At 64.4% G+C, this 13,770-nt stretch carries 11 protein-coding genes; 5 read left to right on the top strand and 6 right to left on the bottom strand.

Annotation, left to right across the window (positions count from 1 at the left end):
* Window positions 1-101: 101 nt before the first annotated feature.
* The gene (locus NJF35_RS00680; protein ID WP_225788625.1) at window positions 102-2,381 is read right to left on the bottom strand and encodes a TonB-dependent receptor; all 2,280 of its coding nucleotides are present in this window, start codon (window positions 2,379-2,381) and stop codon (window positions 102-104) included.
* A 219-nt stretch (window positions 2,382-2,600) separates the two neighbouring features.
* On the opposite strand from NJF35_RS00680, the gene NJF35_RS00685 reads away from it, so the two are divergent.
* On the top strand, window positions 2,601-3,281 hold the full coding sequence (locus NJF35_RS00685; RefSeq protein ID WP_225788626.1) for a Fe2+-dependent dioxygenase: 681 nt from the start codon (window positions 2,601-2,603) through the stop codon (window positions 3,279-3,281).
* Between the two features lie 3 nt (window positions 3,282-3,284).
* Window positions 3,285-4,034 carry a tetratricopeptide repeat protein gene (locus NJF35_RS00690; protein WP_225788627.1) on the top strand — a complete coding sequence of 250 codons (750 nt, stop codon included), beginning with the start codon at window positions 3,285-3,287 and terminating at the stop codon, window positions 4,032-4,034.
* Window positions 4,035-4,177: 143 nt separating this feature from the next.
* On the opposite strand, the gene NJF35_RS00695 is transcribed toward NJF35_RS00690, so the two are convergent.
* Window positions 4,178-5,341, bottom strand: a complete 1,164-nt coding sequence (locus NJF35_RS00695; protein ID WP_225788628.1) for a type III PLP-dependent enzyme — start codon at window positions 5,339-5,341, stop codon at window positions 4,178-4,180.
* Between the two features lie 617 nt (window positions 5,342-5,958).
* Between NJF35_RS00695 and NJF35_RS00700 the strand changes: the two genes are divergently transcribed.
* The 3 genes from NJF35_RS00700 to NJF35_RS00710 all read left to right on the top strand — a co-directional run bounded on the left by NJF35_RS00700 (window position 5,959) and on the right by NJF35_RS00710 (window position 9,962).
* Window positions 5,959-6,444 carry an RNA polymerase sigma factor gene (locus NJF35_RS00700; RefSeq protein ID WP_225788629.1) on the top strand — a complete coding sequence of 162 codons (486 nt, stop codon included), beginning with the start codon at window positions 5,959-5,961 and terminating at the stop codon, window positions 6,442-6,444.
* A gap of 17 nt (window positions 6,445-6,461) precedes the next feature.
* The gene (locus NJF35_RS00705) at window positions 6,462-7,424 is read left to right on the top strand and encodes a FecR family protein (protein ID WP_225788630.1); all 963 of its coding nucleotides are present in this window, start codon (window positions 6,462-6,464) and stop codon (window positions 7,422-7,424) included.
* A gap of 108 nt (window positions 7,425-7,532) precedes the next feature.
* Window positions 7,533-9,962: a TonB-dependent siderophore receptor gene (locus NJF35_RS00710; RefSeq protein WP_253080772.1), complete on the top strand. Its 2,430-nt coding sequence runs from the start codon at window positions 7,533-7,535 to the stop codon at window positions 9,960-9,962.
* Between the two features lie 146 nt (window positions 9,963-10,108).
* On the opposite strand, the gene NJF35_RS00715 is transcribed toward NJF35_RS00710, so the two are convergent.
* The 4 genes from NJF35_RS00715 to NJF35_RS00730 are packed head-to-tail and all read right to left on the bottom strand — an operon-like array spanning window position 10,109 to window position 13,551.
* Window positions 10,109-11,266: a betaine/proline/choline family ABC transporter ATP-binding protein gene (locus NJF35_RS00715; RefSeq protein WP_253090580.1), complete on the bottom strand. Its 1,158-nt coding sequence runs from the start codon at window positions 11,264-11,266 to the stop codon at window positions 10,109-10,111.
* A complete protein-coding gene (locus NJF35_RS00720; RefSeq protein ID WP_225788633.1) occupies window positions 11,263-11,916 on the bottom strand; it encodes an ABC transporter permease in 654 nt (217 codons plus the stop codon). The genes NJF35_RS00715 and NJF35_RS00720 overlap by 4 nt, the downstream gene beginning before the upstream one ends.
* The gene (locus NJF35_RS00725; protein ID WP_225788634.1) at window positions 11,913-12,824 is read right to left on the bottom strand and encodes a glycine betaine ABC transporter substrate-binding protein; all 912 of its coding nucleotides are present in this window, start codon (window positions 12,822-12,824) and stop codon (window positions 11,913-11,915) included. The genes NJF35_RS00720 and NJF35_RS00725 overlap by 4 nt, the downstream gene beginning before the upstream one ends.
* Window positions 12,825-12,840: 16 nt before the next feature.
* Window positions 12,841-13,551 carry an ABC transporter permease gene (locus tag NJF35_RS00730; RefSeq protein WP_225788635.1) on the bottom strand — a complete coding sequence of 237 codons (711 nt, stop codon included), beginning with the start codon at window positions 13,549-13,551 and terminating at the stop codon, window positions 12,841-12,843.
* Window positions 13,552-13,770 lie beyond the last annotated feature (219 nt).

The raw sequence follows: 13,770 nt of genomic DNA on the forward strand, positions 1-13,770 counted from the left end.
CGTTCACCTTGTCTTGCCGCCTGGCGGGGCACGGCGTGCATTATGCCTTGGTACGCGAAAGCCCCGCGCATCGGAATGGGCGGGGCTTTCGAGCAGCGTCGTCAGAAGTGGACGCTGGTGGTCAGCAGGGCAGTGCGCCCGGCCGCCTGGTTGGCGAAGTGAGTGGAATACGCCTTGTCGTAGTAGACCTCGTTGGTGAGGTTCTGCACGTTCAGTTGCAGGTCGATGTTCTTGGTCAGTTTGTATGCCGCCATGGCGTCGTAGCGCACATAGCTGTCGACCATGGTGGTGTTGGCCACGCTGCCATACACGTCATCCACGTAGAAGGCGCCACCACCGACGGTCAGCTTCGGCGTGATCGCATAGGTGGTCCACAGGCTTGCACTGTTGTTCGGCGTGTTCGGCAGCTGGTTGCCGTCGTTGGCCTTGCCCAGCGGGCCACCATCGATCTGGCGAGCCTGCAGGTAGGTGTAGCCGGCGAACACCTGCCACTTGTCGGTGAGCTTGCCGCTGGCCGACAGCTCGATACCTTGCACGCGGGTTTCGCCGACGTTCTCGTAGCTGGCGGTGTCGACCTGGACGCGAGCGTTCTCCTTCTCGGTGCGGAAGATCGCAGCCGCCAGCGACAGGCGCTCGTCCAGCAGATCCCACTTGGTACCGATCTCGTAGTTGGTGGTTTCTTCCGGTTCCAGGTCGCTGCTCAGGATGTTGCCGCCACGGTCGGTGGTGCCTGGCAGCGGGTTGCCTTCTGTACCCTCGCCGAGCATGGCGCCTGGTGGCGTCGCGGACGTGGCATAGGAGATATAGACGCTGCCGTTCTCGGCCGGTTTCCACACCAGGCCCAACTGCCCGGTGAAGAACTCGCTCTTGTCGCGGCCTTTGGTCGGGACGCCGTCCTTGTTCACGACCGTTGCACCGGAGGCGTCGTAGGTACGGAACTTGGTGTCGAAATGGTCGTAACGCAGGCCCATGTTCAGCAGCCACTGGGGCGTCAGTTCCAGGGTGTCGAAGGCATAGATCGCACGCGTCTTGCTGTTGGTCTTGGTGCCCGCGTAGTTGCGCGAGACGGTGCCGTCCCAGGCGTCGTCCGGGTTCGGATCGCTCAGCGAGGTACAGCTACCGCCGTTGCCAGGGCCGGTGCAGGTGAGCTTGCCGTTCGGCGTTACCGTATAGCCCTGGCGATCGGACTCTTCCTTGGTGAACTCGACACCGGTGGAGAAGCTGTTCTTGAAACCGCCCACGAAGAACTCGCCGAACAGGTCGGTCTGGTTGGTGGTGGTGGCGGTGTTGCCCACGCGGGTGTTGGCGCGGCGCCATACACCGTTGTTGTTCACGTTGCCGGCGCTGTCGTCAGGCTGGGTCAGGACATAGTCCTGCATGCTGTTGCCGTGGCGCAGGGTGTTCTTGATGGTCAGCGAGTCGCTCAGGTCGTGCTCGATGGCGATGGTCGCGATGTCGGTGCGGGTCTTGCGGAAGTCGCGGTCGGTCAGGCCGTAGAAGTTGTCGCTGTCACCGCCATCGACCGGCTTGTCTGGATGGGCCGAGGTACGGGCACCGCTGCCGGCACGTGGAATGCTGTAGGGGATGCCCGAATCGGGCAGGTCATCGCTTTCCATGTGGTAGTAGTCGAGGTTCACCCGCGTCGGGGTGCCGAGGCCGAAGGCCAGGGAGGGGGCGATACCCCAGCGGTCGTAGTTGACCTTGTCGCGGCCGGCGACCTTGCTGTCGTGGGTCATCAGGTTGAGGCGCCCGGCCACGGTGTCGCTGAACTGGTAGTTGCCGTCGAGGGTGTAGCGCTGGGTCTGGTCGCTGCCCCAGGTGTAGGCGGCATCGAACGTGTTACCCAGGTGCGCGCGTTTGCTCACCAGGTTGATGGTGCCGCCAGCCGCGCCACGGCCGCCGATGGCCGAGTTCGGGCCCTTGGCCACTTCGACCGATTCGACGGCGAAGATTTCGCGGGTCTGGGCACCGGTGTCGCGCACGCCATCGAGGTAGGTGTCGCCCTGGGCATCGAAGCCGCGGATGAAAGGCCGGTCGCCTTGAGGGTTGCCACCTTCGCCAGCACCGAAGGTGATACCCGGTACGGTGCGCAGGGCGTCCTGCAGGGTGAGGGCGTTGGTGTCCTTGATCACCTGCTGCGGGATCACGGTGATCGAGCGCGGAGTATCCACCAGCGGCGCGGTGTATTTCTGCGACGAAGCCTTGTCGACCTTGTACTCGGTAGAAGCCTGTTCGGCCTTGCCGGTAACGCTGGTGGTGTCGAGGGTGATGGCACTGTTGGCAGCCGGATCGGCGGCATAGGCAGAGGTGGCGCCGATCGCCATGCCGATGGCGGAGACGAGCAGGCGTGGTGAACTCACAGCAGATGGTACGTGACGCATGTGTGGACCTTCCCCAAGGTGTGAAGGCCGCGGATCATAATGTAAGCAATTGTGACTAACAATTGAGAAGAGTTACCATTCGCTAGAAATTTACAATCTTTACAAATTCCCTTTACGGTTTTCCCCTGCTGAAACGTCTTGGGTGGCGAATGGGGCTTGTGAAGCGTAAAAGGGAATCAATATCATTGGCGCCCTATCTCCCTACCAGGTGCCGCCAGCATGCTGCTCCACATTCCCGGCCTGTTCGAGGTCGACGAACTCTCCCGCATCCGCGAAGCCCTGGAGCAGGCCGACTGGGCCGATGGCAAGGTCACCGCGGGTTATCAGTCAGCCAAGGCCAAGCACAACCTGCAGTTGCCCGAAGGGCACCCCCTGGGCAAGGAGATCGGCAGCGCCTTGATCGAGCGGCTGTGGCGCAACCCGCGTTTCATGTCGGCGGCGCTGCCGCACAAGGTCTTTGCGCCGCTGGTCAACTGCTACCGCGAAGGCGGCAATTTCGATTTCCATATCGACAATGCCTTGCGCCAGCCCAAGGGCAGCCCGGAGCGGGTGCGCACCGACCTGTCTTCGACGCTGTTCCTCAGCGACCCGCAGAGCTACGACGGCGGCGAGCTGGTGATCCAGGACACCTACGGTGTGCAGCAGGTCAAGCTGGCGGCGGGCGACATGGTGCTGTACCCCGGCACCAGCCTGCACAAGGTCAACCCGGTCACCCGCGGTGTGCGCTACGCGGCGTTCTTCTGGACCCAGAGCCTGGTGCGCGAGGACAGCCAGCGCGCGTTGTTGTTCGAGATGGACAATGCCATCCAGCAATTGACCGCCGATGTGCCGGATCACCCGGCGCTGCTGCAACTGACCGGCACCTACCACAACCTGCTGCGCCGCTGGGCCGAGGTCTGAGCCATGTCGTACCAGCTACGTCGTGAGCACGTGGTGGATGTCGCCGGGCTGCAGGCCATGCTCGAGGACAGCCCCGGCAAGGCCGCCCAGGCGATTCTCGCCGCGGCCGGGCAGGGCATCGTCGAGGCGCAGTTGCTGCTCGGGCAGATCCTGCTCGACGGGCGGGGCATCGAGCGCGATCCGCAGGTGGCCCGGCAATGGTTCGCCATTGCCGCCGAAAACGGCAGTCCCATGGCGCACAACATGCTCGGGCGTTGCCTGGAGCATGGCTGGGGCGGCGAGGTGGACCTGCCAGGGGCGGCGCGGCATTTCCAGCAGGCTGCGCGCGCAGGATTGGACTGGGGCCTGTACAACCTGGGCAACCTGCTGGCCACCGGGCGTGGCGTGCAAGCGAACCAGGCGCAGGCGCTCGCCTGCTACGAAAAGGCCGCGTACCTGGGGCATGCCAAGTCGATGAACCTGTACGGTCGTTACCTGGAGCAAGGCATCGCCACCCCGGCAAGCCCGGCACGTGCGCTGCGCTGGTACCGGCGCTCGGCCGAGGCGGGGGATTTTCGTGGCATGTTCAGCCTGGCGATGGTGTTGGTCGAGCGGGGGCAGATGGCCGAGGCCAGGCCTTGGCTGGAACGGGCACGGGAGGCGGGTAACCTGAACTTCCTGCGCAGCGCGCTGGCGACCTTGCTGGGTGGTGGGCCATTGTTGGCGGAGTATGCGGCGGCGTATGCCGGGGAGATCGAGCAGCGCGGCCTCTGAGGCATTGGAGGTCGCATCGGGGCTGCTTTGCAGCCCATCGCCGGCAAGCCCACGGAGTCCTCTGCATGGCTCATGATGAGTGAGCAGCGCTGCCCCTGGGAGCCGGCTTGCCGGCGATGGGCCGCGAAGCGGCCCCATGTTTCTTACAGGTAGTACGCCTTCAGCGGCGGGAAGCCGTTGAACTCCACCGCGCTGTAGCTGGTGGTATAGGCGCCGGTCGACAGCCAGTACAGGCGGTCGCCGATGGCCAGGTTCAGCGGCAGGCCGTACTTGTAGTGCTCGTACATGATGTCAGCGCTGTCGCAAGTAGGGCCGGCGATCACCACTTCTTCCATCTCCCCCTTCTTCTCTGTCCAGATCGGGAACTTGATGGCTTCGTCCATGGTTTCGATCAGGCCGGAGAACTTGCCCACGTCGGTGTACACCCAACGCTCGACCGCCGTACGCGACTTGCGCGCCACCAGCACCACTTCGCTGACCAGGATGCCAGCGTTGGCGATCAGCGAGCGGCCTGGCTCGAGGATGATCTCCGGCAGTTCGTCGCCGAAGTCTTCCTTGAGGAAGCGGATGATTTCCTCGGCATAGGTTTCCAGGCTGTTGGTGCGGGTAATGTAGTTGGCCGGGAAACCACCGCCCATGTTGATCATCTTCAGCTCGATGCCGTCTTCTTCCTTCAGGCGCTCGAAGATCACCTTGACCTTGGCGATGGCGGCATCCCACACGCTGATGTCGCGCTGCTGGGAGCCGACGTGGAAAGACACGCCATAAGGCACCAGGCCCAGGTCGCGGGCGAGGATCAGCAGGTCCATGGCCATGTCGGTCTGGCAGCCGAACTTGCGCGACAGCGGCCAGTCGGCGGTGGTGGAGCCTTCGGTGAGGATGCGCACGTAGACCTTCGAGCCCGGCGCGGCCTTGGCGATGTTGCGCAGGTCGGCTTCGGAGTCGGTGGCGTACAGGCGCACGCCCTTCTCGTAGAAGTAGCGGATGTCCCTGGACTTCTTGATGGTGTTGCCGTAGCTGATGCGGTCGGCGCTGACACCCTGGTTCATCACCTTGTCCAGCTCGTAGATCGAGGCGATGTCGAAGTTCGAGCCTTTGTCCTTGAGCAGGTCGATGATCTCGACCGCCGGGTTGGCCTTGACCGCGTAGTAGACCTTGGCGAACTCGAACCCGGCGCGCAGGTCGTCATAGGCCTGGCTGATCATCTGGGTGTCGATGAGTACGAACGGGGTTTCCTGCTTGTCGGCGAACGCCTTCATCTTCTGGAAGGTGTCGCGCGCGAAATAGTCTTCGACCTGGATCGACATGCTCAAGGGCTCCATGGGCAAACTGAAAAGGTAAGTGGCTGCAAACTGAACGTCCTCCGTATCCCCACTTTGGTTCGCCTACTTCCCAAGGCATGTCGCCGAAAGCAAAAAGGTCAACCGTGCCCGTGATACGGAGCGGCGGGTGACCTTGCTGTCTCGTCGTCAGTACTTGAGCCGGATGGATCGTTTCCAGCATGGACGTTCGGCGCGCACTTTAGGCGGTGAAGAAAGCAAGATCAACAGCCAATCCCGACGCGATCGTCGTGGATCGACGAGCAGTGCCTTGAATAACCGACTCATGTGACCCTCGGATGTTCCCCCCAGGATCACAAGCGTAAAAAATTGTGGAATGGAACCCGTTGGCCACTTCGCAGGTAGACCCGTGCCCACAAGGTCAGCGCTGTTTTCGGGGGTGTGCGGGTTGGCCTGCAATAGCGACCAGGTGTTCATATTTATGGCCACATGTTCCTGGCACGCCTGTGCATGAATCCCGTCATAAATTTTTTGTTACTGACGCCCTGGCGAGGCTTGGTCGGGCCATGGCATCGTCGATTTGCCGTCGTTGATGAGAAGCATTACTATTCGCGACCTCATCTGCCTCCCTGACGACCCCGACCGTGTCCGGACACAAAGGCTTTCTCGACCATTACCACGAGCTGATCGGCACCTGGACGCGCAAGCTGCGCAGCCGCCAGCAAGCCGAGGACCTCACCCACGACGCCTTCGTGCGGGTTCTGGAAAACCCGCGCGAACAGGTCGAGCAGCCCCGCGCCTACTTGCACCAGACCGCCCGCAACATCGCCGTGGATGGCTTTCGCCGCGAAGACCGGCGCCAGTCCCTGGAGCAGGAGGCGTTCGCGCCGGTCGGCGCGGGCAGCGGCGATCCGGAGGCCTATGTGCATGCCCTGGAGCTGGCCGACAGTGTCGAGCGGGCGTTGGCGCAACTGCCGGTCAATTGCCGGCGGGTCTTCATCTGGCAGAAGCTCGAAGGGCTGAGCCAGGCGGAGATCGCCGAGCGCATGGGTTTGACCAAGAACATGGTCGAAAAGTATATGATCCGCACGCTCCGACATCTGCGTGAGCACCTGGATGTGTCGAGATGAGTCAGGAGAGCCTTTTCATGAAACAGCACGGTGCCGATGCCGTCCGCGACCAGGCGGCCGAATGGTTCGCCCGCGTCCAGGATGCTCCCCAGGATGCCGAACTGCAGGCGCAATTGCGCCAGTGGCTCGCTGCGCATCCCCGGCACCGCGAGGAATATGAACAACTGGGCCGGCTGTGGCAGGCCGCCGACCTCATTCCTCGCCAGCACCTGGAGGCCCTGTGCCAACCCGAGCCCGTGCAGCGGTTGCCGCGTCGTCGCCTGTTGCGTCAGGCCCTGGCCGCTGGGGTCGCGCTGGCCGCGCTGGGGCTGGGGTGGAGCGGCTGGCAGTACCAGCGCCTGAACCATCACGCAGATCTGCAGACTGCCCTGGGTGAGCGTCGCCAGGTCGAGTTGCCCGATGGCTCGCACCTGGAACTCAATGGCGGTACCCACTTGCAGGTCGCGTTCAGCTCCGGCCGACGTCAAGTTTTGCTGACCGCTGGCGAGGCGATGTTCAGCGTGGCCCATGACGTCGACCGACCGTTCGTGGTCGACACCGCGCAAGGCAGCGTCACCGTGACCGGCACGCGCTTCGACGTGCGCCTGGACCCCGAGCGGACCCGCGTGGCAGTGGAGCAGGGCTCGGTGCGGGTCCGTGGGGCGGGCGACTCGCTGGCGCAGCTCAAGGCCGGCCAGGGTTCGCACATCGACCGACAGGGCAAGGTGGCCGCGCCCTATGCGGTCGACGCCGCTGCGCTGACCGCCTGGCGCCAGGGCAAGCTGGTATTCGACAACGCCACCCTCGAGGAGGTGGTCGCCGAGGTTTCCCGCTATCGTGCCCAGCCCTTGCGTGTCGCACCAGGCAAGGCGGCTGGCCTGCGCCTGTCCAGCACCTTCAGCGTCGACGATACCGACGCCTTGCTGCGAGCCCTGCCGAGCATCCTGCCCGTGGCGATCAAGACCTACGGCGATGGCTCCAGCGAAATTATCGCGAAGTAGATTCAGGTTTTTTTTCGCTCGTTCGTCTTCCCCGCCAACTGCAACTGCCAAGCATTCCCACTTGCATGCGGTTGGCGTTCATCCCGACTTTCAGGACCCTTCGACGACGTGAACAACAACAAACCTCTTCTTCGCCTGCGCACCCTGGCACTGGCCGTGGCGGTCAGTGCCGCCGCAACCCATGCCTATGCCGAGCAGGCGCCGGTCGCCTTGCAGATCCAGGCCCAGTCATTGGCCTCGGCCTTGGCCCAGCTCGGCCAGCAGACCAACCTGCAGCTGTTCTTCAGCCCGGAGCTCGTGGCTGGCAAGCAGGCCCCTGCGGTATCCGGCAACCTGGCGCCCGAGCAGGCCTTGCAGCAACTGCTGCAAGGCAGCGGGCTGACTTATGAGATGTCCCAGGACACCGTGGTGATCAAGCCCTCCCAGGGCGCGGGCGGCGCGACCCCCGGCAGCCTCGAGCTGGCGCCCACCGATGTGAAGGTGGTCGGCGACTGGCTGGGCGACGCCGAGCAGCGCGTCGTGCACAACCATCCCGGCGCGCGTACCGTGGTGCGCCGCGAGGCCATGGTGGAGAAGGGCGCGATGAACGTGCGCGACGTCCTGCGTGGCATTCCGGGCGTGCAGGTGCAGGACTCCAACGGCACCGGCGGCAGCGACCTGTCGCTCAACGTCGGCGTGCGCGGCCTGACCTCCCGCCTGTCGCCACGCTCGACCGTGCTGATCGACGGCATCCCGGCAGCCTTCGCCCCCTATGGCCAGCCGCAGCTGTCGATGGCGCCGATCTCCTCGGGCAACCTCGACAGCATCGACGTGGTGCGTGGCGCGGGTTCGGTGCGCTATGGCCCGCAGAACGTCGGTGGGGTGATCAACTTCGTCACCCGGGCGATCCCCGAGAAGGCCACTGGCGAGCTGGCCACTACCCTCGAAACCTCCCGCCACGGCGGTTGGAAGCACACCGAATCGGCATTCGTCGGCGGTACCGCCGACAATGGCCTGGGTGTCGCGCTGCTGTACACCGGGGTCAACGGCCATGGCTATCGCAGCAGCAACAACGACAACGATATCGACGACGTCATCCTCAAGACCCACTGGGCGCCCACCGAGCGCGACGAGTTCTGGCTCAACTTCCACTACTACGACGGCCGCGCCGACATGCCTGGCGGCCTGACCCAGGCCCAGTTCGACCATGACCCGTACCAGTCGGTACGCGACTACGACTACTTCAGCGGCCGGCGCAAGGACGTGTCGTTCAAGTGGCAGCGGCAGATCGACGACGCGACCCAGTTCGAGGTGCTGACCTACTACACCGACAGCTTCCGTGGCAGCGCCATCGCCGCTCGCGACATGAAGACCCTGTCGTCGTACCCGCGCAACTACCACACCTTCGCCATCGAGCCACGCCTGTCGCGGATCTTCTTCGTCGGCCCGACCACCCAGGAAGTCAGCGTCGGCTATCGCTACCTGAAGGAGGCCATGCGCGAGCAATCCACCCGCCTGGCGCTGATCGACAACGTACCGACGCCAACCCCGACCTCCGACGGCCATGTCTTCCAGGACCGCAGTGGCGGCACCGAGGCCAGCGCCTACTACATCGATGACAAGATCGACGTGGGCAACTGGACCATCACCCCGGGGATTCGCTTCGAGCACATCAATACCGACTGGCGCGACCGTCCGGTGCTGGATGCCAACTACAGACCGGTGCCGGAAAAGAACCGCAGCATCACCAGCAACGAGCCGCTGCCGGCCTTGAGCGTGATGTACCACCTGTCGGATGCCTGGAAGCTGTTCGCCAACTACGAGACGTCGTTCGGCAGCCTGCAGTACTTCCAGCTCGGCCAGGGCGGTGTCGGCGACAGTACCGCCAACGGCCTGGAGCCGGAGAAGGCCAAGACTTACGAGATCGGCACACGCTATGACGATGGCCATTTCGCCGGTGAACTGACGGCCTTTTACATCGACTTCGACGATGAGCTGCAATACATCAGCAACGATGTGGGCTGGACCAACCTGGGCGCTACCAAGCACCAGGGCATCGAAGCGTCGATGCGCTATGACCTGTCGGGCCTCGACCCGCGGCTGCAGGGCTTGTCGGCCAATGCCGGGTTCACCTACACCCGCGCTACCTACGAGGGCGAGATCCCTGGCTTCAAGGGCCGCGACCTGCCGTTCTACTCCCGCCAGGTGGTCACCGCCGGCCTGCGCTACCAGGTCGACCGCTGGACCTGGAACCTGGATGCCTACGCTCAATCCAAGCAGCGCGCCCCCGGTACCGGGATGAACGCCGACGGTAGCTTCAACGGCAACTACATCACCGAGCCCAGTGCCGACGGCCAGTATGGCGATATTCCAGGCTACGTGACCTGGCATGCCCGTGGTGGCTACGACTTCGGGCCGCAGCTGTCGAACCTGAAGTTGGCGGCGGGGGTGAAGAACATCTTCGACAAGCAGTACTACACCCGCTCGAGCGACAACAACGCGGGGTTGTATGTGGGTGAACCGCGGACCTTCTATGTGCAGGCCAGCGTCGGGTTCTGATGCCGAGGAGGGCCGCGTTGCGGCCCATCGCGGGCAAGCCCGCTCCCACAGGGGGGCCGCTGGGTGGAGTACCTGGGAGTCGGCTTGCCGGCGATTGGGGCGCGCAGCGACCCCAAGTTGACCGGCCGATATCCGGCACGCCTCGGTCAGGCGCCGACTGCCTCCGCCGGCGAGACGATGCTGGTCTTGCCCCCGCGCGAACGCCCCGAGCTCAGGTACGCCGCGATGGACTCCTGGGTCACCTCGCCAAGGAACACCTGCTCGGCATCCAGCACCGGCAACCAGGCGCGGTTGTACTCGTACATCCGCGATAGCAGGATGCGCAGGTGCTCGTCATGGGATGCAGTGGCGTTGAACGGGCGCAGGAAGTCGCCGCAGGTTCCCTGTTGACGGTGCATGTCGCGACGGCGCACGTAGCCGAGCGCCTTGTTCGCCGCGTCGGTGACCACCACGTAGCGACGGTCGTGCTCGTCGAGCAGTTCCAGGGCATCGTTCACCGGCGTTTGCGGGCTGACCGAGGGTGCGTTGTCCGCCGCGTCCTCGGCACGCACCAGCAACAGGCGCTTGAGGGTGCTGTCCTGGCCGACGAAGTCGCTGACGAAATCGTCTACCGGGTGGGCCAGCAGGGTATCCGGGTGGTCGAGCTGGAGCAGCTTGCCGGCACGGAAGATGGCGATCTTGTCGCCCAGCTTGATGGCCTCGTCGATGTCGTGGCTGACCATGATCACGGTCTTGTTCAGCGCCCGCTGCATCTCGAAGAATTCGTTCTGGATCATCTCCCGGTTGATCGGGTCGACCGCGCCGAACGGCTCGTCCATCAACAGCACCGGTGCTTCGGCGGCCAGGGCGCGGATCACGCCGATGCGCTGCTGCTGGCCACCGGACAGCTCGCGTGGGTAGCGCTGTAGGTAATGCTTGGGTTCGAGCTTGATCATGTTCATCAGCTCGCGGGCGCGCTCGTGGCACTTGTGCTTGTCCCAGCCGAGCAGGCGCGGGACCACGGTGATGTTCTCCTCGATGGTCATGTTGGGGAACAGGCCGATCTGCTGGATCACGTAGCCGATATGGCGGCGCAGGGTCACCTCGTCCATGGCGCTGGTGTCTTCGCCATTGATGAACACCTGGCCGGAGGTCGGGGTGATCAGGCGGTTGATCATCTTCAGGGTGGTGCTCTTGCCGCAGCCCGAAGGGCCGAGGAAGACGCAGATCTCGCCTTCGTTGACGGTGAGGCTTACCGAGTCGACGGCTTTGACGTCCTTGCCGTTGACGTTGAAGGTCTTGCTGAGGTTCTTCAGTTCGATCATGGGCGCAGTCCTTCCGGAGTCAGGGCACGTTGCAGGGTTTGCAGAATCAGGTCGGCGATGATCGCCAGGAGGCTGACCAGCACGGCGCCGACCAGCAGCATGGACATGTCGCTGCGGCTGATGGAGGTGAGGATGAGCACACCCAGGCCGCCGGCACCGATGGTCGCGGCGATGGTCATGACGCCGATGTTCATGACCACGGCGGTGCGCACGCCGGCGAGGATCACCGGCACGGCGATGGGCAGCTCGACCATGCGCAGGCGCTGGCCGAAGGTCATGCCGATACCGCGCGCGGCCTCACGGATGCCGGGTTCGACATTGGTCAGGGCGAGGTAGGTGTTGCGCAGGATCGGCAGCAGGGAATACAGGAACACCGCAGTGATCGCCGGCAGCGGCCCCAGGCCCTGGCCGAACTTGGAATAGAACGGCAGCAGCAGGCCGAACAGGGCGATCGACGGTATGGTCAGCAGGACCGTGGCCGCAGCCTGCACGGGGCCGGCGACGGCGGGGAAACGGGTCATCAGGATGCCCAGCGGCACACCGAAGAGAATCGCCAGGCCCACGGCGATACCGACCAGGGCGATGTGCTGCCAGGTCAGTTGCACGACCTGGGCCCAGTCCAGGTGGACGAAGGTGTCGAGCAGGTTCATGGCTGTACCTCGCTGAAGGGATGCTGGCGCAGGAACTCGGCGGCCACGGTGGTCGGGCTCTGGTGCTCGACATCGACCTTGGCGTTGAGCTGGCGCATGGTCTCGTCGTCGAGCGTTTCGGCCAGGGGCTTGAGCAGCGCGGCCAGCTGTGGATTGGCGTCGAGGACCTGTTTGCGCACCACGGGGGCGGCGGTGTAGTCGGGGAAGTAGTGCTTGTCGTCTTCCAGCAGCTTGAGGTCGAAGGCGCTCAGGCGACCGTCGGTGGTGTACACCAGGCCGGCGAATACCTGGTCGTTGCGCAGGGCGGTATAGACCAGGCCCGCGTCCATCTGGCGGATGTTGGCGCGGCCGACCTGCAGGTCGTACATCGCCTTCAGGCCTTCCAGGCCGTCGGGGCGGTTGGCGAACTCGGTGTCCAGGGCCACCAGGTGCTTGCGTGCCTTTTCATCGCGCAGCACCTGGTTGAGCTGGCTGATGGTCGCGACCTGCGGGTAGGCCTCGGCGACCTTGCGCGGCAGGGCCAGGGCGTAGGTGTTGCTGAACCTCGAGGGCGTCAGCCAGACCAGGCCCTTCTGCGCATCCAGCGCCTTGACCCTGGCATAGGTGGCCTCGGCGCTGGGCATGCGCTCGTCGATGTGGTTGTAGGACACCAGCGAGACACCGGTGTACTCCCACATCAGGTCGAGCTGGCCGGTCTCCTGAGCCTGGCGGGCGAGGTTGCTGCCAAGGCCTGCGGTGACGCGCACGTCGAAGCCATTGGCACGCAGGTACTGTGCGGTGATCTCGGCGAGTACGGTCTGTTCGGTGAAGACCCGGGCGCCGATCCGCACCAGTGGTTTCTGCGCTGCTTGGGCAAATCCTGCGAACAGCAGGGCCGCGCCCAGCAGCAAGGCGATTCTTTTCTTCATGCAGTCCCTCTTCTTGTCAGGCCAGGCCACGTTCCAGCCAGCGCTTGCTGGAGAAGCTCACCAAGGCGTCGAGCAGCAGCGCCAGCAGCGCCGTGCAGGCCGCGCCCAGCAGCAGTTGTGGCTGGTTGTTCAGGGCGATGCCGGGGAAGATCAGGCTGCCCAGGCTGTTGGCACCGATCAAAAACGCCAGTGGCGCTGTACCCACGTTCAACGCCAGGGCCACGCGCACCCCGCCGACGATGATCGGCACGGCGTTGGGCAGTTCCACCTGCCAGAGCTGCTGGCGCGGGGTCATGCCGATGCCGGTGGCGGCTTCCTTGAGCGAGGCGGGCACGTTCTTCAGGCCTTCGTAGGTATTGCGCACGATGGGCAGCAGGGAGGCGAGGAACAGGGCGAAGATCGCCGGGCCTGCGCCGATGCCCAGGACACTCAGGGCGATGGCCAGAACGGCCAGGGGAGGGATGGTATTGCCAACGTTGAACAACTGCATGAAGCGCTCGGCCTTGTCGACCCGGTGCGGTCGACTCAAGGCAATGCCGGCGGGGATGCCCACGGCCAACGCCGCCGCCATCGAAGCCAGCACCAGGACCAGGTGCGCTTGCAGGTAGAAACCAAGATCGTCGCGGTAGCGCGCGATCGTGTCGATGCCGATCCAGTGGACCAGCAGGGCCAGGATGACGAGCACGGCGGCCCATCCCAACAGCCCTTTTCCGTAGCGTGCAGCCACAGGCGGACTCCTTTGTGTAGTCGGCGAGCACACCCCGTGGCGGCCGGCCATTCCTGGCGGCGGGCAGTGTGGTCGCGAGTAGCAGCGTGGTGCCCAGCAGAGCTGTGCGGTCACGCCATGAGCCGAACCCCGTCGGGCCCGAAATGCAGGTGTTTCCAGCCCTGAACCGAGGCGGGTTGCAGGGGAGTGGACGTCTCCGTGGGGGTAAAGGTTCCCATC

This window comes from Pseudomonas guariconensis (assembly GCF_024127895.1).
In the GTDB taxonomy this organism is placed as follows: Bacteria; Pseudomonadota; Gammaproteobacteria; order Pseudomonadales; family Pseudomonadaceae; genus Aquipseudomonas; species Aquipseudomonas guariconensis_B.

Bases quoted from the DNA above. Each gene is read 5' to 3' on its own strand.
- NJF35_RS00695 (WP_225788628.1), bottom strand. From the start codon at position 5,341: ATGTCGATCCAGGTCGAAGACTATTTCGCGCGCGACACCTTCCAGAAG.
- NJF35_RS00705 (WP_225788630.1), top strand. From the start codon at position 6,462: ATGAAACAGCACGGTGCCGATGCCGTCCGCGACCAGGCGGCCGAATGG.
- NJF35_RS00690 (WP_225788627.1), top strand. From the start codon at position 3,285: ATGTCGTACCAGCTACGTCGTGAGCACGTGGTGGATGTCGCCGGGCTG.
- NJF35_RS00725 (WP_225788634.1), bottom strand. From the start codon at position 12,824: ATGAAGAAAAGAATCGCCTTGCTGCTGGGCGCGGCCCTGCTGTTCGCA.
- NJF35_RS00715 (WP_253090580.1), bottom strand. From the start codon at position 11,266: ATGATCGAACTGAAGAACCTCAGCAAGACCTTCAACGTCAACGGCAAG.
- NJF35_RS00680 (WP_225788625.1), bottom strand. From the start codon at position 2,381: ATGCGTCACGTACCATCTGCTGTGAGTTCACCACGCCTGCTCGTCTCC.
- NJF35_RS00685 (WP_225788626.1), top strand. From the start codon at position 2,601: ATGCTGCTCCACATTCCCGGCCTGTTCGAGGTCGACGAACTCTCCCGC.
- NJF35_RS00720 (WP_225788633.1), bottom strand. From the start codon at position 11,916: ATGAACCTGCTCGACACCTTCGTCCACCTGGACTGGGCCCAGGTCGTG.